The sequence below is a fragment of the Mycobacterium pinniadriaticum genome, from assembly GCF_026242045.1.
Taxonomy (GTDB): domain Bacteria; phylum Actinomycetota; class Actinomycetes; order Mycobacteriales; family Mycobacteriaceae; genus Mycobacterium; species Mycobacterium pinniadriaticum.
This window is the reverse complement of sequence record NZ_JAPJDO010000005.1, coordinates 66,313-84,470: the sequence shown is the minus strand read 5'-3', so window position 1 is coordinate 84,470 and position 18,158 is coordinate 66,313. Positions and strand designations below refer to the sequence as shown.

The window sequence follows — 18,158 nt, the reverse complement described above, 5'->3', positions numbered from 1 at the left end:
ATCAGCGGGCCGGCCCTCCCTGCGGTGCGATCCAGATGCCTTCGACGTCGTCGTCTTCCATCAGCCGCACCTTGACGTTCTCGCTGCGCGACGTGGGCACGTTCTTGCCGACGTAGTCCGCCCGCAGCGGCAGCTCGCGGTGGCCGCGGTCGACGAGAACCGCCAGCTGCACCGCCTTCGGCCGGCCGATGTCGCGCAGGGCATCCAGCGCCGAGCGAACCGAGCGGCCGGTGTAGAGCACATCGTCGACGAGAATCACCAGCGCGCCGTCGATGCCGCCCGTCGGGATCGAAGTCTCCTCCAGTGCGCGCGGCGGCTTGAAGTCGAGGTCGTCGCGGTACAGCGTGATGTCGAGGCCACCGCAGGGCAGCGTCACGCCGGAGAACTCGTTGATCTTGGTGGCCAGCCGGTGGGCCAGGGTGACACCCCTCGTCGGTATGCCGAGCAGGATGACGCGGGGCGCGTCGGGGGCATCCAGGGCGGTCTTCTCGATGATCTGGTGGGCGATGCGGGAAACGGTTCTACCGACGTCCGCACCGGACATCAATTCACGGTCGTCTGCGCCCACGAGCTGACCGGACCTCCTTCTCCGCCTCTCTGGACGGATCGTTAAAGGATGTCGAACTGCCGGGCAGCTTAGCACTCACCGGACCATGAGCCCCAACCGCGATGGTGTGTCGACGGCTAGCCTCGATCAGGTGACCACGCCACCTCCCTCCCACTGGGACTTCGATGCCCTCTATCGCGGCGAGAGCCCGGCGCCGGGAATCCCTCCCGTCACATCCGTTCCCTGGGACACCAAGGGCCCCAAGGAAAGCGTCGTCACCTGGCAGCAGCAGGGCCTGATCTCCGGCGCCGTCCTCGACATCGGCTGCGGGCTGGGCGACAACGCGATCTACCTGGCCCGGCACGGCCATCACGTCACCGCGCTCGACATCTCCCCGACCGCCCTGATCACCGCCGAACGCCGGGCCGCCGACGCCGACGTCGATGTCAGATTCGCGGTGGCCGATGCCGCCGAGCTCGCCGGCTACCACGACGCCTTCGACACCATCGTCGACAGCGGCATGTTCCACTGCCTCGACGAGGACGCCAAGGCCGCCTACGCGGCTTCGGCCTGCCGCGCCGCCCGGCCCGGTGCGCGGCTGTTGATCGCCTGTTTCTCCGAGGCCAACGACGACCCGATGCGCGGTCAGCGCGCGGTCAGCGAGTCGGCGCTGCGCACCATCCTGGGCGCCGCAGGCTGGACTGTCGACTCGGTGACGCCGAGCACCGTGCACCGCCCGGACGGCGTCGACATGGGCTTCTGGCTCGTGGTGGCGCAGCGCCCGTCAGTAGAATCCCCCCGGTGAATCTCGCGGACAATCGCACCTCTGTCGTGCAGGCGGTGGATGCCGGGCTACTGGCCGGCGCCGTCACTCTGGTGTATCAGCGCGGAAATGTGCTGCAGGTCAACGAGATCGGCTACCGCGATGTCGAAGCCGGGTTACCGATGCAGCGCGACACGATCTTCCGGATCGCCTCGATGACCAAGCCGGTGACGGTGGCCGCGGCACTGTCCCTCGTCGAGGAGGGCAGGCTCGCGCTGTCGGACCCGGTCAGCCGCTGGTTGCCGGAACTGGCAGACATGCAGGTACTCGTCGACCCGACCGGCCCACTGGACCGCACCGTCGCGGCCCGGCGGCCGATCACCATCGACGATCTGATGACCCACCGCAGCGGCCTGGCCTATGCGTTCTCGGTGCTCGGCCCGATCAGCCGGGCCTACGGCAAGGTGTCGCTGCGCCAGGATCAAGATCACTGGCTCGCCGAAATCGCCCAGTTGCCGTTGGTGCACCAGCCCGGCGAGCTGCTCACCTACAGCCAGGCCACCGATGTGCTCGGCATCGCCCTGTCGCGGATCGAGGGCAAACCGCTGCACACTGTGCTCGCAGAGCGGGTCCTCGAGCCGCTCGGCATGACCGACACCGGATTCTTCATCACCCCCGACAAGCGGGCCCGCGCGGCCACCATGTATCGGCTCGACCCCGCCAGCGGGCTGCAGCACGACGCGATGGGGCCGATACCGGTGACCGAACCCCGGTTCTGCCAGGGCGGGGCCGGCCTGGTGTCGACGGTCGACGACTATCTGCGGTTCGCCCGAATGTTGTTGGGCGACGGTGAAGTCGACGGGGTCCGGGTGCTCTCCGAGCAGTCCGCGCGGCTGATGCGTACCGACCGGCTGACCGATGAGCAGAAGCGCCAGCCGTTCCTCGGCCAGCCGTTCTGGGTGGGCCGCGGTTTCGGACTGAATTTGTCGGTGGTCACCGATCCGGCCAAGTCGGCGCAGCTGTTCGGCCCGGGCGGGCTGGGCACGTTCAGCTGGCCCGGCGCGTACGGAACCTGGTGGCAGGCCGACCCGTCGAACGACCTGATCGTGATCTACCTGATCCAGAACTATCCCGACTTGACCGCCGCGGCCGCGGCGGTCGCGGGCAACACCTCGCTGGCCAAACTGCAGTCGGTACAGCCGAGATTCGTGCGCCGCACCTACTCCGGGTTGGGTCTCTAGACCATCGCGAACGGCGAGATCGGAACCCCGATCTCCAGCGCGCCGGCCAGCTCCCGGCTCACGTCGTAGTCGAACACGACGTGGCCGGAGATGACATCGACGTCGCGCTTGGCCCGCTGCAGCGGGTTGTGCAGGAAATGCGCACTGGCGCCGGATGATTCGAGCAGGTCGGCGATGACCGCCCGGGACTCGTGCACGATGTGCGCGGCCGCCACCCGGGCCTGCGCGCGCACCGCCCGCGGAATGCGGGCACCCTCGGTGACCATCGTCTCGATCATGGCGACGGTGTCGCCGAGCAGGCCGTGTAGCGCACGCAGTCGGACCCGCGCATCCCCCAGGCGGATCTGCGCGGCAGGCTGCTGCTTCTGGACCACCCCGGAGTAGGCCAGCACCCGCTCACCGAGGCGGGTGGCGAACAGGTCGGCGACATATTCGGCCGCGCCGAGGGCGGGCATGGCCGCCAGCAGCGCCAGCGCGGGCACCATTGGCCAGCGATAGGCCGTCGCATCGTGCAGCGCCGCGCCCGGCGCGGTGCCGCCGTAGATATCGGTGACCTTGACCAGCCGATGCCCGGGGACGAAGGCGTCAGTGACGACGACGTCGTGGGATCCGGTTCCCCGCATCCCGTCGGTGTGCCAGACGTCCTCGACGGTAACGGCTTCGGCGGGCAACAGGGCCAGCGCCGGATAAAGACCATCATCGCTGCCTGATGTCGCCGGCCCAGCGGCTCCGGCCCCACACAGGGCACCGACCATCACCCAGTCCGCCGCCATGATCCCGGTCGCCCACGACCACCGACCCGACAGCAGCACCCCACCGTCGACCGGCACACCGCGGCCGGTCGGGGCCAGCGGCGCGGGGCACAGCACCGGCCCGTCGGCGAACACCTCGTCCTGGGCCCGCTCATCGAACAGCGCCAGCATCCAGTTGTGCAGGATGTAGAACCCCAGCGTCCAGGAGCTGGAGACGCAGCCGTGCGCCATCATGCGCACCGGCTCGAGAATCGCCGGGAACGGTGCCTGCTCACCGCCGTAGCGCGCCGGCAGCAGCAACCGGCCCATGCCACTGGCCCGGAAGTCGGCGATCGTGGCGTCGGGCAGCCGTCGCAGATCCTCGGCCTCGGCCGCCCGCTGGGCCAGGCATGCGACGAATTCGTCGCTGATCGGCAGCACGGCCCGACGCTACCATACTAAAAAGTATGGAATCAGCGTCGCAACATGATCTCCAGGAACCGCTGCTGTTGCACGGCGGCTTTCGCACCGGGCGCCGAATCCGACAGGTGCAGAAACCCGACGCCGGCCGCGAAGGTCGCGTCCGCCCGCACCTCGGCATCCGCGGCGCTGAATCCCTCATCGAGATAGGCCTGCCGCACCGCGCGGCGCACCCGGCGATCGGAGGATGCCACGGCCACGGCCACCTCGGCGTCCGACCGCGCCCACTCCCGCATCGCCCGCTCCAGCATCCAATGCCGTTCTCCGAGAAGAACTCCCATCATCCGGGCGAGCCGCTCCCGCGGCGGCAGATCGGCGCCCGCCGTGATGTCGGCGCGGTCGCTGTCGTGCAGCTCCGCCCAGGTGTCCACCAGCGCGGCCCGGTAGGCGGCCAGATCGGCGAAGTGCCAGTAGAAGCTGCCCTTGGTCGCGCCGGCCCGGCGGCACAGCCGCTCGAGGGTCAACCCTTTGACGCCGTCGGTGGCGAGCAGCGAGAAACCCGCCTCCACCCAATCGGTCGCGGCCAGCATGCGGCGAGGTTACGCCTCGGGGGTGGTGGCGCCCCGGACCGCCGCGGCGGCCGCGCGAATCTGCGGAGTAACCAGCATGACCTGGCCCAGCACCCCGTTGACGAAGCCGGGCGACTCGTCGGTGGACAGTTCCTTGGCCAGTTCGACCGCCTCGTCGACGGCGACCGGTTCGGGAACATCCTCGGCGTGCAGCAGCTCCCAGACCGCGACCCGCAGGATCGCGCGGTCCACCGCGGGCAGCCGCTCCAGCGTCCAGCCCTGCAGGTGCGAGGTGATCAACTCGTCGATGTGAGCGGCGTGGATGGCCACACCCCGGGCCACGGTCACCGTGTACGGGTTGAGCGCCGACACTCCCGCGTTGGCCTCGGCCAGCGCGATGCGCGCGTCGGCGACCTCCGCCGGGGTCAGCCCCCGCGCCTCCGCTTCGAAGAGCAGATCGACGGCGCGCTTGCGCGCCTGGTGCCGACCCTTGTCGGCCTTGCGGTCGGCCATATCAGGCGTTCACACGCCCGAGGTAGCTGCCGTCGCGGGAATCCACCTTGAGTTTGTCGCCGGTGTTGATGAACAGCGGAACCTGGATCTCGGCCCCGGTCTCCAGCGTCGCGGGCTTGGTGCCCGCACTGGAGCGGTCCCCCTGCAGCCCCGGCTCGGTGTGGCTGACCTCGAGCTCGACGGTGACCGGAAGCTCCAGGTACAGCGGGGAGCCCTCGTTGAACGCGATCTGCACCGGCATGCCCTCCAAGAGGAACCCGGCCAGGCGGCCCACCAGCGGTTCCGGCAGCGGGTGCTGCTCGAAGTCCTCGGAGTCCATGAACACGAAGTCCGAGCCGTCCCGGTAGAGGTAGGTGGCGTCGCGCCGGTCGACGGTCGCGGTCTCCACCTTCACCCCGGCGTTGTAGGTCTTGTCGACGACCTTGCCGGAGAGCACGTTCTTGAGCTTGGTGCGCACGAACGCCGGGCCCTTACCCGGTTTGACGTGCTGGAACTCGATGATCTGCCAGAGCTGGCCGTCGATGTTCAGCACAAGGCCGTTCTTGAAATCGGCAGTGGATGCCACGGTCGGTCGTTCTCCTCGTCTTTCGGGGTCTAACTGGTCCTTAGAGGACCGTGAGTTCCTTGGGGAACCGGGTCAGTAATTCGGGGCTTCGTTCGCCGACGACCAGAGTGTCCTCGATGCGGACACCGCCACGGTCGGGCAGGTAGACACCGGGTTCCACGGTCACCACGGAGCCAGCAAGCAGTGTACCGGCGGCCGCGGAGTTGATTCCCGGCGCTTCGTGGATCTGCAATCCGACCCCGTGACCGAGGCCGTGTCCGAAGTGGTCGCCGTAACCGGCATCGACGATCACCTGTCGTGAGGCACCGTCGACATCGCGAAGCTCCGCTCCGGCGTCGAGGGCATTGCGGCCGGCCCGTTGTGCGGCTGCCACCAGCCCGTAGATCTCCAGCTGCCAGTCGGCCGCGGCGCCGAGCACGAAGGTGCGCGTCATGTCCGAGTGGTAGCCGCCGACCAGTGCGCCGAAGTCGATCTTGACGAAGTCACCGGCGGCCAGCACGGCATCGGTGGGCCGGTGATGCGGGATCGCGGAGTTGGCGCCCGCGGCCACGATCGTCTCGAACGAGGGCCCGTCGGCGCCGTGGGAGAGCATCATCGCCTCCAACTGGCGGCCGACCTCACGTTCCGTGCGTCCCGGGCGCAGACCGCCACCGCCCACCAGGTCGGCCAGGGCCGCGTCGGCGGCCTCACACGCCAGGCGCAGCAGCGCGACCTCCCCGGCATCCTTGATCTCGCGGAGCGCCTCAACGGTGCCCGACGCGCGCACCAGCTCGGCGCCGGGATGTTCGTCCAGCTCACGGGCCAGGACGTCGAAACCGTCGACGGTGACCACGTGGCTTTCGAATCCGATCCGAGCGGCACCGTCGGCGACGGCTCGCCCGACCAGGTGCCGACCGCAGGCCCGTTCGATGACCGTTTCCAGATCGGGAGCCTGGTGGGCCGCCTGCGTCCGGTAGCGGGCATCGGTGGCCAGCACCGTCGGCGTGTCGCCAGCGAACACCAACAAGGCCGCATGTGAACCGGTGAAACCGGACAGATAGCGCACGTTGACCAGGTCGCTGACGAGAATCGCATCCAGCCCGTCGGCTGCCAGCCGGGCGGCCAGCCGCTCTCGGCGTTGGGAATGTGTCACGGTCGCTGACGCTACTCGCTACGCTGCCTACTCATGACTACGTGGATGTTGCGCGGACTGGCGTTCGCTGCCGGCATGGTGATCGTCCGTCTGGGGCAGGGCACGCTGATCAACATCTACGAGACGAAGGCCGGTTTGATCAGCATCGTGCTGGTCGCGCTGTTCGGCATCGGGTCGTTCCTCTGGGGTTTGATCGACGGCCGCGCCGACGCCAACGCCAACCCCGACCCGGACCGCCGACGCGATCTGGCCATGACCTGGCTGCTGGCCGGCCTCGTCGCCGGGTTTGTCAGCGGCCTAATCACCTGGGTCGTCTCGCTGTTCTACAAGAACGTCTACGCCGAGGGCCTGATCAGCGAGATCACCACGTTCGCGGCGTTCACCGCGCTGATGGTGTTCATCCCGGCCATCGCCGCGGTCGCCATCGGCCGCTTCCTGGTCGACCGGAAGCGGCCCGATGAGCCGCGCCGCCGGGAAGACGGCAGCGAGACCGACGTGTTCGACGCCGTCCGCGAGGACGAGCGCACCGGCCCCATCGCCGGGCTGGGTGGCACCGAATCCGCCACGGCGGCCGAGGAGCACACCTCGGCCGTGGCGACCGCCGAGCGCGACGAGCCGACCGAGCAGATCCACATGACCGAGGGGAAAGACCCCGACAAGTCCTGAGCCGTCGATCTGGCCGCGGCTCAACAGGTCCAGGCCAGCCGAAGCGCCTCGACGACCTCGGCGGCCGGCCGGTCGCCATAGTTGTAGAGCTCGTAGCGGCGCACCGCCGCAACGCCCCGCACAATCGGTGCACTGAGCAACTCCGCGCTGACCGCACTGGACTCGAAGGTATCGAGGATGTCGCCGAGATCGGTGGGCAGCGGGGGCGCTCCGGAGGTCATCGGATTTCCGGTCACCTCGGGCGGTAACTCGAAACCGAGATCGATACCGCGCAGCGCGCTGCCGAGCATCGCTGCGATCGCCAGGTACGGATTGGCCGTACCGTCGATGATCTTCAGTTCGACGTTGGCACCGTGCGGATTGGCGGGACTGCCCGCGATGAACCGCACGGCCGCTTCCCGGTTCTCCAGACCCCAGCACGCCGAACCACCGGCCCAGTTGCCCGGTTTCAGGCGCAGCGCGGACAGCACCGAGCCGGCATAGAGGCCGATCAGGTCCGGTAGCGCGGCCAATATTCCGCCGATGGCGGCGCCACCGGCCGACCGGATGCCGTGCGGCCCGTCCCCGCCGGCGAGCAGCGGCCCCTCGGCGTCGGACAACGATACGTGCACGTGGGCACCGTTACCCGCATCGTCGGCGAACGCGACCGGCGCGAAGGAGATCGTCATTCCGTGCCGGCGGGCCGCGCGACTCAACACGATTCGGGCCAGGACCACCGCGTCGGCTGCGGCAACCGGGCTATCCGGAGCCAACGAGACCTCGAACTGGTCGTGGCCGTATTCGGTGTGCAATTGCTCGATCCCCAGGCCGGTGCGCTCGGCGTCGCGAACCACGTCGAGCAGGAAGCCCGACCTGTCCAGCGACGTCCGCAGGCCATACGGTGTCCAGGTCTCATCCGAGGCATGACCGCCCTGACCGGACAGCAGCGTGCACTCGATCTCGGCGCCGACCCGCGCCGAGAGCCCGCGTTCGGCGAGGGCGGCTTCGACGCGGGCCAGCAATGCCCTGGTACACAGCGGCGAGGGCTGCCCGGACTGGTCGAACAAGCCGCCCGGCGCCCAGCCCACCCCGTCGGAGATGACGCGCACGTCGTCGCCGGATATCCGGATTCGCAGATCGCCGACGACACCGATACCGGGTACGGACGCGATTCCGGTGTCCGCGCAGAACACACTCCACGATGGCGATGCCCCCATGCCCGAGCGCTCGAACGCGGTGAGTCGTTGCACCGGAACATATTTGGCACGAGTTACGCCCGCCAGATCGGTTATCGAACCGGCGACGATCTCGACGCCCTGCTCGCGCAGACGCGCGATCGCGCCGGTATCGGCCGCGTCGGCCGGTGCTGCCATGACACCTCCTGTGAGGTCGACCCAGTGTCGGGTGACGATATGCGACAGGGGTTTCAGCAACATTAATCATCGTCGCTGCCGTTTGATTCGGGAATTTCGATAGGCGAGGATTGCCGCTATGTGCCGACTACTCGGAGTCGCGTCCGCCACGCCCGTCACCGTCGTCGATGCGGTCGGCGAAGCCGTGCTGAAGGACTTCGTCGCGTTGGCCAAGGTGCACGGCGACGGCTGGGGTCTCGCCCACGTCGACGACCCTGATGGCACACCGGAGGTCCGGGTGTCGGCGACCAACGCCCTCGACGACCCCCACTTCGCCGCCGCTACCAGTCATATCGCCGGCAGCGGTGGCATCACCCATTTACGTTGGGCAACAGAAGGTTTGGCGGTCATACCGGAGAACTGCCATCCCTTCCTGACCGACGGCATCGCCATGGCCCACAACGGCAGCATCAAGCCCCTCGAGCCGCTCGACGAACTCCTCACCCCCGAGGCCCGGGCCGGCCTGCGCGGCACCACGGACAGTGAACGCTACTTCGCGCTGATCCGTCAGCACCGCGCCCGCACCCCGACCCTCGCCGAGGCCGTCCGCCGCGCGGTCAGCCAATTGCGCGGGATCTACCCGAGGGCCAGCCTCAATGCGCTCGTCCTCGGCGAGGGCCACCTCATCGCGGTGCACGCGCACGCGCAGAGCCGGCTCCCGGTCGACGACATCGAGACGCTGAGCGCCCTGGATCTGCCCGCCGAGCATGTCGAGGACTACTTCGCCCTGCGGATCGCCAGGCCCGACTCCGACACCGTGGTGATCGGCTCGACCGGCTTCGGCGACCTGGACTGGCAAGCGTTGGCGCCGGAGACCGTCACCGCGGTGGCGCTCGACGACCTGACCGTGACGTCGGCAGCCCTGGGCAGCGGATGAATCCCCCACCCGCTCAGATCGCGAAGCGGGGTCGCAATCAACCGAGGTGCTCTACCATCTGGTCGCCATGAACCCCGACCAGTCCTGCAGCTCCGACCAGTGGAGCATGGTCACCTCTGCCGCGTCGATCTCGCAGCTCGCCGGCGTCCTCGGCGGCTTCCTCATCACCGCGATCGCGTTGCTGTTCGATCGCAACAGCCGCGAGGCCGTGTACACGTTGGCGATGTTCTCCTCGGCGGTGCTCATCCTGATGCTGGACAGCTACCTGTTCAGCATCATCAGCGGGACCGTGGTTCCCGACGACGGCGATCGGCAGGGAATCTGTGCGATCGCCTGGAGCCAGGGTGTCCTGGCAACCGGGATGCTCGCCCTGGGCACCACCGCGCTGTTCGGCGGTCTGGGCTGGATGCTGGCCAGCCATGCCGTCAGCAAGGCGGCCGATCAGCATGCCGACGAGCTGGGTTCCTACTGCTTTCTGGGCGCCCTGGGAGGCTGGCTGACATTCGGATCGACGATGGCGACGACGCTCATCATGTCGGAGACGGCGATCGACTACCTGCAATTCATGTACCACCGACCGCCCGGCTTACTGACGTCGACCGCTGTCACCGGGTTCGCCGCCGTCATCATCCTGGTCGATCTGTGGCTGGTCGCGACGCGGACCAGAACGCTGCGGCGGTCCCTGCTCGACGTCGACAATCCCACCTTGCTCAATATCCGGTCGATCAGATTCGTGACGATCGCGATGGCGGGGCTAGCCGTGCTCGCATCCTGGCTGACCATGAGCGTGAACCGATTTCCCGAGAGCTGGCTGACGACGCCGAAGCCGGCGGCCGTCGTCGTCGTCGTGATCCTGGGATTTCTTGCGCCCTCGATCATTTCCACGGGAATCTGTCATTCGGTGGCCAGCACCGACGACTGACCCCCGGGCGGACGCTAGATGGTGTCGATCGGCAGCCAGTCGCCGGAATCGAAGCCGTCACCGTTCGCCACGATCCGCGAGCCGCCGTGTCCCGGGTAGTGCGCGGGAAGGACGGCGGCGTTGGCGCGGGCCGCCTCGGCGAACACCCGCCGACGGGTGCTGCGGGCGGCGGCGGGGTCGACATCGAACGCGCAGGCGTCGTCGGGTCGCCGAATCTGGATCGGACAGTGCGTCAGATCACCGACGAACACGGCGGGCCTGCCCGCGTCGAGCCACAGCACCGATGAGCCGGGGGTGTGCCCGGCGGCGGGCCGCAGCCGCAGCGACGCGCTCAGGGCAAGGTCGTCGCTCCACAACTGGATCTGCTCGGTCACCGGAATCACGCTGTCGGCCAGCACTGTTCGCATACCGTCGTTCTCGCCCTCGCCGCCGGGGCCGAAGAATCGATAGTCGGGCTCGGGCATCACATAGCGGGCGTTGGGGAACGTCGGCACCCACTGCCCGTCGACCAGGTGGGTGTTCCAGCCGACATGGTCGGTGTGCAGATGGGTGTTGACGACGATGTCCACGGCCGCCGGGTCGAAGCCGGCCGCGGTGAACGCGGTGAGAAAGTCGGTCGACAGATGATCCAGCGGTGGCATGTGCGGGCGGTCGCGGTCGTTGCCGACGCCGGTGTCGACCACCACCAGCAGACCGTCGACCTGGACCACCCATGACTGCATGGCGATTCGCCACTGATCGGCGTCACGATCCCAGAAGTGCGGCTCCAGCAGATCGGCGTTGTCGGCCCACGCCTGCGCCGGGGTGTCACCGAACAGCGACGTACGCATCTGGATCCGGGTCTCGACGACGCGCGTGATGGCGGCCGAGCCCAACGACATCCGGTTGCGCACCCGTGGCATCCCGGCTAGTCGTGCGGGGCGTCGGGGGTGGCCAGGTAACGCAGCGCGAGCAGGTAGCCCTGCACCCCCAGCCCCACGATCACGCCGGTGGCCACCCCGCTCAGGTAAGAATGGTGCCGAAATTCCTCGCGCGCATGCACGTTGGAGATGTGCACCTCGATCAACGGGGCCTTCAGTTCGGCGCAGGCGTCCCGCAGCGCGATCGAGGTGTGCGTCAACGCACCGGCGTTGAGGATCACCGGGTCACCGGCATCGGCCGCGGCGTGCAGCCAGTCGATCAGCTGGGCTTCGCTGTTGCTCTGTCGCACGACAGCGGTCAGCCCGAGTTCGGTCGCCTGCGCCTCGATGAGCATGACCAGGTCGTCATAGGTGGTGCTGCCATAGATTTCGGGCTCACGGCGCCCAAGCCGATTCAGGTTGGGACCGTTGAGAACCAGCACTGTCGTCATTGTCTGCTCACCTCCGCATAGGCCGCCGCCAGCAGCGCCGGGTCGGGGCCTTCCAGGCGCCCCGGCTTGCCCAGTCCGTCGAGTACCACGAATCGCAGCACGCCCGAGCGGGTCTTCTTGTCGCCGGCCATGATCTCGACGAGCTCGGGTAACACGTCGGCCTCATAGGTGACCGGCAAACCCAGCGACGTCAGCACGTCACGGTGCCGCTTCGCGGTGGCGTCGTCGAGCCGGCCCGCCAGCCGGCCCAGCTCGGCGGCGAACACCAGTCCCACCGAGACCGCCGCGCCGTGCCGCCACCGGTAGCGCTCCCGGCGTTCGATGGCGTGCGCCAACGTATGGCCGTAGTTGAGGATCTCGCGCAGCGCCGACTCCTTCTCGTCGGCGGCCACCACCTCGGCCTTGACCGCGATCGCCCGCCGGATCAGCTCGGGCAGCACCGCGCCCGCCGGGTCGAGCGCGGCCGGTGGATCGGCCTCGATGAGATCGAGGATCTTCGGGTCGGCGATGAATCCGGCCTTGACGATTTCGGCCATCCCGGCGACCAGTTCGTTGCGCGGCAGGGACTCCAGCATCGCCAGGTCGACCAGCACACCGGCCGGCTGATGGAAGGCTCCGACCAGGTTCTTACCCGCGTCGGTGTTGATACCGGTCTTGCCGCCGACGGCGGCGTCGACCATGGCCAGCAGCGTGGTCGGCACATGCACGATGTCGACCCCGCGCAGCCAGGTCGCCGCGGCGAAACCGGCCACATCCGTGGCCGCCCCGCCGCCGAGACTGACCAAGGCGTCTTTGCGACCGATTCCGATGCGGCCCAACACTTCCCAGATGAATCCGACGACGGCGAGATCCTTGCCCGCCTCCGCGTCGGGAAGCTCGATGCGATGGGCGTCGACCCCCTTGTCGGCCAGGTGCGCCCGGATGGCCTCGGCGGTCTCGGCGAGCACCGGCTGGTGCAGGATCGCCACCTTGTGCCGACCGCCGAGCAGCTCGGAGAGCTCCCCGAGCAGGCCGGTTCCCACGATCACCGGGTAAGGCGGGTCGACGGCGACCTCGATGGTCACCGGCTCTGGCGTCTGCGTCATTTGCGAACTCCGGCGCGGCGGGCGGCCAGCGCCGCCGGAGTGGCGGGCGTGACCGGATCGGATTGGGGTGGTTCTTCTGGCGGCGTCGGGGTGGAACGCGTTTCGGGCGCCGCCGGTGAGCGCCGCCACGGAGGTCTGCGACGCCGTGGTGGTCGCGGATTCTCCAGCCGGGCGACGATATGGCGCACGACGGCACCCGGGTTGCGGCGGTTGGTGTTCACCCGGATCGTGGCGACCCGCCGGTAGAGCGGCACCCGCTGGTTCATCAGGGTGCGGTACTTCTCGGCGTGGTCGGGTCCGGCCAGCAGCGGGCGGACGGTGCTGCCGCTGGTCCGGCGCACTCCCTCGGCCGCACTGATCTCCAGGAAGACGACCGTGTGCCCGGCCAGTGCCTTGCGGACACCCGGCGTGGTGACCGCGCCGCCACCCAGCGAAAGCACGCCGTCGTGTGTCCTCAGCGCGTCGCGGATGACCTCTTCTTCGATGCGGCGGAATTCCTTCTCGCCGTCGTTGGCGAAGATGTCGGCCACCGTGCGGCCGGTCTTCTCCTCGATGGCGGCGTCGGTATCGAGCATCGCCACCCCCAACGACTTGGCCAGCCGCCGCCCGATGGTGGACTTTCCCGAGCCGGGCAACCCGATCAGCACGGCCTTCGGCGCCATCGCGCTACCCCGACACCCGCACCGGCGACGCTTGATTTTCCCGGGGCATGCGCTCGGTCACCGCTTGCCGATACCCGTCGACGTTGCGCCTGGTCTCCTCGAGCGAGTCACCGCCGAACTTCTCCAGCACCGCACGGGCCAGGACCAGCGCGACCATGGTCTCGACGACCACGGCGGCGGCGGGCACCGCGCACACATCGGAGCGCTGATGAATGGCGGCGGCTTCGTCGCCGGTGGCCATGTCGACGGTGGCCAGCGCGCGCGGCACGGTGGAGATCGGCTTCATCGCCGCGCGCACCCGCAGCGGCAGGCCGTTGGTCATGCCGCCCTCCAGGCCACCGGCCCGGTTGGTGGAGCGGACCACGCCGTCGGGACCGGGGTACATCTCGTCGTGGGCCTGGCTGCCGCGGCGGCGGGCGGTTTCGAAGCCATCGCCGATCTCGACGCCCTTGATGGCCTGGATGCCCATCACCGCTGCGGCGAGCTGGCTGTCCAGCCGGTTGTCACCGCTGGTGAACGAACCCAGCCCGACCGGCAGGCCGTGGACGACGACCTCGACGATGCCGCCGAGGGTGTCGCCGTCTCGTTTGGCGGCCTCGATCTGCTCGATCATGTCGGCCTCGGCGGCCGTGTCGGCGGCCCGAACCGGGCTGTCGTCGATGCGGGCCAGATCCCCGGCGACCGGCGGGGGTCCGTCGTAGGGACGTGACGCCCCGATCGAGATGACGTGCGAGAGCACCTCGACACCCAGCGCCTGACGCAGGAACGCCCGGGCGACGGTGCCCGCCGCGACCCGGGCGGCGGTTTCGCGGGCACTGGCCCGCTCGAGTACCGGGCGGGCGTCGTCGAAGCCGTACTTGAGCATCCCGGCGAAGTCGGCGTGGCCCGGGCGGGGTCGGGTCAGCGGCGCGTTGCGGGCTCCCCCTTCCACGTCGAGGTCTCGCTGATCCACCGGGTCGGCCGCCATCACGGTCTCCCACTTGGGCCACTCGGTGTTGCCGATCTCGATGGCGATCGGGCCGCCGAGGGTGGCGCCGTGCCGGACTCCGGCCAGCACGGTGACCTGGTCCTGCTCGAACTTCATCCGGGCACCGCGGCCATAGCCAAGGCGCCGGCGGGCCAGCTGCTCGGCGATGTCGGCGGAGGTGACCCGCACACCGGCGACCATGCCTTCGACCACGGCTACCAGCGCGCGGCCGTGGGATTCACCGGCAGTCGTCCATCGCAACACGCGTCCCATCTTCCCACGCCGGTCATGGCAGACCCAATTTGCTTTCCCCGGGCACGCGAAGATGGAGCGATGACGAGAACCCCGATCGCGAACCTGGACGATTTCACCGCACTCGACCCGTTCTTCCGGATCATCGAGCGCGGACTGCAGGGACTCGTCGATCCGGGGCACTTCTTCGACCTGATGGCCGATGACGTGCTCATCGAATACGTCGTCACCGTGCCCGGTTACCCGCGCCGGGTGGAGGGCCGCCACGAGCTGGCCGAGCTGTACCGGGCCTACGGGACCGTCATGCGCCTCGACCGCTGCTTCGACCTGGCGGTCTACCACGACGCCGCCCAGAACGTCGCGGTGCTCGAATACGCGGCCGAAGGCCACACCGTCGAAGGAAACCGGCGCTACGCCAACCAGTTCGTCTCCGTCATCACGATCGAGGACCGGCAGATCGTGCGCTGGCGTGACTACCTCAACCCGGTCGCCGTGTTCGATGCCCTCGGGTGGCCGCAACGCTAGAGCACGGCGAGCCCGGAGGCGGCCAGGCTCGCGGCGCACATCGACGGGCCGTGCGGCACCGTCGCCGCGCGGTCTCGCACGCTGACGACGACGGCCACCACCGCCGTCAGCACCGGCGCACCCAACGCCGCCAGTACCCAGACGTCCGGGCCGAACGCGCCGGTGAGCCCGCCCACCCCCACCGCCAGCTTCACGTCACCGGCACCCAGCCCGGCCGGGACCGCCAGGTGCACGACCAGATACAGCGCTGCCAGGCCCAGCGCACCCGCCAACGCGGGCAGCCCATGGCCGCACAGACAGGCGACGACGAGGACCGCGGCCGCGCCGGGCAGGGTCAAGGCGTTGGGCAGCCGTCGGTCCCGGATGTCGAACAGCGTCAACGCGGCCAACCACAGCAGGACGATCCCGGCCAGCAACGGACGCATCGCCGAGACGTTAACCCAGTGCGGCCGCCATCTGCTCGCGCGGCGCCGGGCGTCCTGTGAATTGTTCGACCTGGCTGAACGCCTGGTGCAGCAGCATCTGGGTGCCGCTGATGATCTCGCCGCCGGCATCGCGCACGGCGACGGCCAACGGCGTGGGCCACGGGTCGTAGATCGCGTCCAGCAGGACCGGAACGCCGGTGAACACCTCGGCGTAACCGGCCGCCGCATCGGCGGGGATGGTGCTGACCAGAACGTCGGCGGTGGCAACCACCCCCGGGAGCCGGGGATCTGCCAGCCCGCAGAATTCGGCGGTGAGGTCGAGCTGCGCGCCGAGATCCACCAGCTTGGCCGCCTTGTCCCGGTTTCGGGCGACGATCGTGATCTCGGTGGCCCCGAGGTCGGCCAGCGCCACCACCGCCGCGGGTGCCGTGCCCCCGGAGCCCAGCACGATCGCGTGGCGCAGATGCCGGAGGTGCCCGAGCGCACCGGCGACCCCGTCGATATCGGTGTTGTCCGCGCGCCAGCCCCGCCCGGTGCGGACCAGGGTGTTGGCCGAGCCGACCAGTTCAGCGCGTTCGGTGCGCTCGTCGGCGAAGTCCAGGGCGGCGAATTTGCCCGGCATGGTGACTGAGACACCGACCCATTCAGGACCCAATCCTCTCACCAACGAAGGCAATTCGTCGGCGGTGCATTCGATGCGCTGATAGGTCCAGTCGGTCAGGCCGAGCGCACGGTAGGCGGCCAGATGCAGCTGGGGCGATTTGGAGTGCGCGACCGGTGACCCGAGAACTGCCGCTTTGCGCGCTGTGCTCATCGCGTCAGCGGGCCGAGTCGAGCACGCCGTTGTGCCGCGCCAACTCGATATTGGCCAGGTGCTGCTCGTAGTCACGGGTGAACAATGTCGTGCCCCCGGTATCCACGGTGACGAAGTACAGCCAGTCCCCCGGTTCGGGCCGCTCGGCGGCCGCCAGCGCGTCGTCACCGGGCGAACAGATCGGCGTGGCCGGCAGCCCCTCGGCGGCGTAGGTGTTCCACGGGGTCACCTGGGCCCGGTCGGCGTCGGTGGTGGCCACTTCCTGACGATCCAGCGGGTAGTTCACCGTCGAGTCGAATTCCAGCTTCTGCGGCACGGCCAGCCGGTTGTAGATCACCCGGGCGACCTTGGCGAAGTCGTGCGGCTTGGCCTCGCGCTGCACCAGCGAGCCGACGATGAGGATCTGGTACGGCGACATGTTCATCGCCGTGGCGGTGTCCAGCAGACCACCGCCGACGTAGTGATCGGCGCTCTGGCCGACCAGCTTGGCCACGATCTCCTGCGGTGAGGCCAACGGGTCGACGTTCCAGGTGCCCGGCGCGATCAGCCCCTCCAAGCGGCGGTGGTTCGTGCCGAGCGCGGTCACCGGCCGAATCGCCCATTGCGGCACGTTGAGCGCGGCCGGCGGCGCCTGCTCGGCCACTTTGCGCAGGTCGGCGGCGGGCACACACCGGCGCTGACCGTTGAGCTGCACACAGGTGGCCTTGGAGATCAGCGTGAAGATTCCGTCGGTGACCTTGCCCGAGCCGACCTCGGCGACGTCGTCGAGCTGACGTCCTTCGGGGATCACCAGCTTGCCCACCCGGTTGTGCGGATCGGCCAGCCGTCGCACCGCCGCCGGCGCCGACATCTCGGTTTTCACCAGATAGAACCCCGGTTGGATGGCCGCGATCGTCGCGTTGTCCTTGGCCGCGTCCACGAAGCCTTTGACGGTGGAGATGGCGTTCGCCTCGCGCAGCGTCTGACCGATCTGGGTGGTGGAATCGCCGTCGTGGACCTGGATGATCACGTCGTCCTTGCCCTCGCCGGTGAAGCCACCGCCGGACCCGCTGAACAGCTTGGCGCCCAGGAACACCGCCGCCACCACCACGACAGTCAGCAGGGCCGCCGCGGCGGCCCCGATCATTCTGCGGCGGTTACGATTTCGCCGGGCACGGACTCGCTCCAGACGGCTCATCCGAGCTCGCGGCCGGCCCACAGCCACCGGCGCCGAACGGTCGTAGTCGAAGTCGTCAGACATCGTCGCCCTCCGCCGCCGGGCGCACAGAGCGGCGCTGATCCAGCCAACCCTGCAGAATTCCCACCGCGGCGGCCTGGTCGACCACCCCGCGCTGATTCCTGGCCCGTACCCCGGCCTCCCGCAGCGACCGCTGCGCGACCACCGTGGTCAACCGTTCGTCGGCCAGCCGCACCGGCACCGGGGCGATCCGGCCGGCCAGCGTGTCAGCCACCTCGACCGCATCCTGCGCCGAGATACCGGCCCGGTCGGCCAGGGTACGCGGCAGCCCGACGATCACCTCGACGACGCCGAATTCCGACACCAGGGCAGCCAGCCGCCGCAGATGCTTGCCGGATCGCTCCCGCCGCACCGTTTCGACCGGTGTGGCCAGGATGCCGTCGGGGTCACTGACGGCCACCCCGATCCGGACGGTGCCCACGTCGACGCCGAGCCGCCGCCCCCGACCGGGATCGTCTGCGCCGGGCCGGTCGGGCACACGGTTCTGAGCGGAGCGCACTGAC

At 69.1% G+C, this 18,158-nt stretch carries 20 protein-coding genes and 2 pseudogenes; 6 read left to right on the top strand and 16 right to left on the bottom strand.

Features of this window, described 5'->3' with window-relative positions; translation table 11 throughout:
* Nucleotide 1 precedes the first annotated feature (1 nt).
* Nucleotides 2–568 (bottom strand): bifunctional pyr operon transcriptional regulator/uracil phosphoribosyltransferase PyrR, encoded by a 567-nt coding sequence (gene pyrR, locus ORI27_RS07980; protein ID WP_265996247.1) that lies wholly within the window; start codon nt 566–568, stop codon nt 2–4.
* A 130-nt stretch (nt 569–698) separates the two neighbouring features.
* On the opposite strand from pyrR, the gene ORI27_RS07975 reads away from it, so the two are divergent.
* Complete coding sequence (locus tag ORI27_RS07975; RefSeq protein WP_265996248.1) at nt 699–1,352, top strand: class I SAM-dependent methyltransferase; 654 nt, start codon at nt 699–701, stop codon at nt 1,350–1,352.
* A complete protein-coding gene (locus ORI27_RS07970; RefSeq protein WP_265996249.1) occupies nt 1,349–2,551 on the top strand; it encodes a serine hydrolase domain-containing protein in 1,203 nt (400 codons plus the stop codon). Before ORI27_RS07975 ends, ORI27_RS07970 begins: the two co-directional genes overlap by 4 nt.
* Here the strand turns inward: ORI27_RS07970 and ORI27_RS07965 are convergent.
* Genes ORI27_RS07965 through ORI27_RS07945 form a run of 5 tightly spaced genes read right to left on the bottom strand, consistent with a single transcriptional unit; the run spans nt 2,548 to nt 6,481 of the window.
* Nucleotides 2,548–3,723 carry an acyl-CoA dehydrogenase family protein gene (locus ORI27_RS07965; RefSeq protein WP_265996250.1) on the bottom strand — a complete coding sequence of 392 codons (1,176 nt, stop codon included), beginning with the start codon at nt 3,721–3,723 and terminating at the stop codon, nt 2,548–2,550. The two genes, ORI27_RS07970 and ORI27_RS07965, sit on opposite strands and share 4 nt — an antisense overlap.
* Nucleotides 3,724–3,755: 32 nt before the next feature.
* A complete protein-coding gene (locus ORI27_RS07960; RefSeq protein ID WP_265996251.1) occupies nt 3,756–4,292 on the bottom strand; it encodes a TetR/AcrR family transcriptional regulator in 537 nt (178 codons plus the stop codon).
* Between the two features lie 9 nt (nt 4,293–4,301).
* Nucleotides 4,302–4,784 carry a transcription antitermination factor NusB gene (gene nusB, locus ORI27_RS07955; protein ID WP_265996252.1) on the bottom strand — a complete coding sequence of 161 codons (483 nt, stop codon included), beginning with the start codon at nt 4,782–4,784 and terminating at the stop codon, nt 4,302–4,304.
* A gap of 1 nt (nt 4,785) precedes the next feature.
* On the bottom strand, nt 4,786–5,349 hold the full coding sequence (efp, locus tag ORI27_RS07950; RefSeq protein WP_265996253.1) for an elongation factor P: 564 nt from the start codon (nt 5,347–5,349) through the stop codon (nt 4,786–4,788).
* Nucleotides 5,350–5,389: 40 nt separating this feature from the next.
* Nucleotides 5,390–6,481: a M24 family metallopeptidase gene (locus ORI27_RS07945; RefSeq protein WP_265996254.1), complete on the bottom strand. Its 1,092-nt coding sequence runs from the start codon at nt 6,479–6,481 to the stop codon at nt 5,390–5,392.
* Between the two features lie 33 nt (nt 6,482–6,514).
* Between ORI27_RS07945 and ORI27_RS07940 the strand changes: the two are divergent.
* Nucleotides 6,515–7,194 (top strand): annotated as a pseudogene (locus ORI27_RS07940) (B-4DMT family transporter); the annotation flags it as partial.
* On the opposite strand, the gene ORI27_RS07935 reads toward ORI27_RS07940, so the two are convergent.
* Nucleotides 7,168–8,499, bottom strand: a complete 1,332-nt coding sequence (locus ORI27_RS07935) for a type I glutamate--ammonia ligase (protein ID WP_265996256.1) — start codon at nt 8,497–8,499, stop codon at nt 7,168–7,170. The pseudogene ORI27_RS07940 and the gene ORI27_RS07935 sit on opposite strands and share 27 nt — an antisense overlap.
* Nucleotides 8,500–8,617: 118 nt before the next feature.
* Between ORI27_RS07935 and ORI27_RS07930 the strand changes: the two genes are divergently transcribed.
* Both ORI27_RS07930 and ORI27_RS07925 read left to right on the top strand, forming a co-directional pair.
* Nucleotides 8,618–9,415 (top strand): class II glutamine amidotransferase, encoded by a 798-nt coding sequence (locus tag ORI27_RS07930; protein ID WP_265996257.1) that lies wholly within the window; start codon nt 8,618–8,620, stop codon nt 9,413–9,415.
* A 67-nt stretch (nt 9,416–9,482) separates the two neighbouring features.
* Nucleotides 9,483–10,337, top strand: coding sequence for a hypothetical protein (locus ORI27_RS07925; protein ID WP_266073913.1), 855 nt, complete (start codon nt 9,483–9,485; stop codon nt 10,335–10,337).
* Between the two features lie 14 nt (nt 10,338–10,351).
* Here the strand turns inward: ORI27_RS07925 and ORI27_RS07920 are convergent, their stop codons facing one another.
* The 5 genes and pseudogenes from ORI27_RS07920 to aroC form a co-directional block, all read right to left on the bottom strand.
* Entirely contained in the window at nt 10,352–11,239 is an 888-nt protein-coding gene (locus ORI27_RS07920) for an MBL fold metallo-hydrolase (RefSeq protein WP_407666249.1), read from the bottom strand.
* 5 nt (nt 11,240–11,244) lie between these two features.
* A complete protein-coding gene (gene aroQ / locus ORI27_RS07915; protein WP_265996259.1) occupies nt 11,245–11,688 on the bottom strand; it encodes a type II 3-dehydroquinate dehydratase in 444 nt (147 codons plus the stop codon).
* Entirely contained in the window at nt 11,685–12,773 is a 1,089-nt protein-coding gene (gene aroB / locus ORI27_RS07910; protein ID WP_265996260.1) for a 3-dehydroquinate synthase, read from the bottom strand. Before aroB ends, aroQ begins: the two co-directional genes overlap by 4 nt.
* 149 nt (nt 12,774–12,922) lie before the next feature.
* A pseudogene (locus tag ORI27_RS07905) lies at nt 12,923–13,435 on the bottom strand (shikimate kinase); the annotation flags it as partial.
* 4 nt (nt 13,436–13,439) lie between these two features.
* Nucleotides 13,440–14,666 carry a chorismate synthase gene (gene aroC / locus ORI27_RS07900; RefSeq protein WP_265996262.1) on the bottom strand — a complete coding sequence of 409 codons (1,227 nt, stop codon included), beginning with the start codon at nt 14,664–14,666 and terminating at the stop codon, nt 13,440–13,442.
* Nucleotides 14,667–14,735: 69 nt separating this feature from the next.
* Here aroC and ORI27_RS07895 point away from each other — a divergent pair, with 69 nt between their 5' ends.
* Nucleotides 14,736–15,179 (top strand): nuclear transport factor 2 family protein, encoded by a 444-nt coding sequence (locus ORI27_RS07895; protein WP_265996263.1) that lies wholly within the window; start codon nt 14,736–14,738, stop codon nt 15,177–15,179.
* Here ORI27_RS07895 and ORI27_RS07890 read toward each other — a convergent pair.
* The 4 genes from ORI27_RS07890 to ruvX are packed head-to-tail and all read right to left on the bottom strand — an operon-like array spanning nt 15,176 to nt 18,154.
* Nucleotides 15,176–15,595 carry a prepilin peptidase gene (locus tag ORI27_RS07890; RefSeq protein ID WP_265996361.1) on the bottom strand — a complete coding sequence of 140 codons (420 nt, stop codon included), beginning with the start codon at nt 15,593–15,595 and terminating at the stop codon, nt 15,176–15,178. The two genes, ORI27_RS07895 and ORI27_RS07890, sit on opposite strands and share 4 nt — an antisense overlap.
* A gap of 19 nt (nt 15,596–15,614) precedes the next feature.
* Nucleotides 15,615–16,418, bottom strand: a complete 804-nt coding sequence (locus tag ORI27_RS07885) for a shikimate dehydrogenase (RefSeq protein WP_265996264.1) — start codon at nt 16,416–16,418, stop codon at nt 15,615–15,617.
* A gap of 4 nt (nt 16,419–16,422) precedes the next feature.
* Entirely contained in the window at nt 16,423–17,658 is a 1,236-nt protein-coding gene (locus ORI27_RS07880) for an endolytic transglycosylase MltG (RefSeq protein WP_265996265.1), read from the bottom strand.
* Nucleotides 17,651–18,154 carry a Holliday junction resolvase RuvX gene (ruvX, locus tag ORI27_RS07875; RefSeq protein WP_265996266.1) on the bottom strand — a complete coding sequence of 168 codons (504 nt, stop codon included), beginning with the start codon at nt 18,152–18,154 and terminating at the stop codon, nt 17,651–17,653. The genes ORI27_RS07880 and ruvX overlap by 8 nt, the downstream gene beginning before the upstream one ends.
* Nucleotides 18,155–18,158 lie beyond the last annotated feature (4 nt).

Bases quoted from the DNA above. Each gene is read 5' to 3' on its own strand.
- ORI27_RS07960 (WP_265996251.1), bottom strand. From the start codon at position 4,292: ATGCTGGCCGCGACCGATTGGGTGGAGGCGGGTTTCTCGCTGCTCGCC.
- nusB (WP_265996252.1), bottom strand. From the start codon at position 4,784: ATGGCCGACCGCAAGGCCGACAAGGGTCGGCACCAGGCGCGCAAGCGC.
- ORI27_RS07935 (WP_265996256.1), bottom strand. From the start codon at position 8,499: ATGGCAGCACCGGCCGACGCGGCCGATACCGGCGCGATCGCGCGTCTG.
- ORI27_RS07930 (WP_265996257.1), top strand. From the start codon at position 8,618: ATGTGCCGACTACTCGGAGTCGCGTCCGCCACGCCCGTCACCGTCGTC.
- ORI27_RS07925 (WP_266073913.1), top strand. From the start codon at position 9,483: ATGAACCCCGACCAGTCCTGCAGCTCCGACCAGTGGAGCATGGTCACC.
- ORI27_RS07920 (WP_407666249.1), bottom strand. From the start codon at position 11,239: ATGCCACGGGTGCGCAACCGGATGTCGTTGGGCTCGGCCGCCATCACG.
- aroQ (WP_265996259.1), bottom strand. From the start codon at position 11,688: ATGACGACAGTGCTGGTTCTCAACGGTCCCAACCTGAATCGGCTTGGG.
- aroB (WP_265996260.1), bottom strand. From the start codon at position 12,773: ATGACGCAGACGCCAGAGCCGGTGACCATCGAGGTCGCCGTCGACCCG.
- ORI27_RS07895 (WP_265996263.1), top strand. From the start codon at position 14,736: ATGACGAGAACCCCGATCGCGAACCTGGACGATTTCACCGCACTCGAC.
- ORI27_RS07885 (WP_265996264.1), bottom strand. From the start codon at position 16,418: ATGAGCACAGCGCGCAAAGCGGCAGTTCTCGGGTCACCGGTCGCGCAC.
- ORI27_RS07880 (WP_265996265.1), bottom strand. From the start codon at position 17,658: ATGTCTGACGACTTCGACTACGACCGTTCGGCGCCGGTGGCTGTGGGC.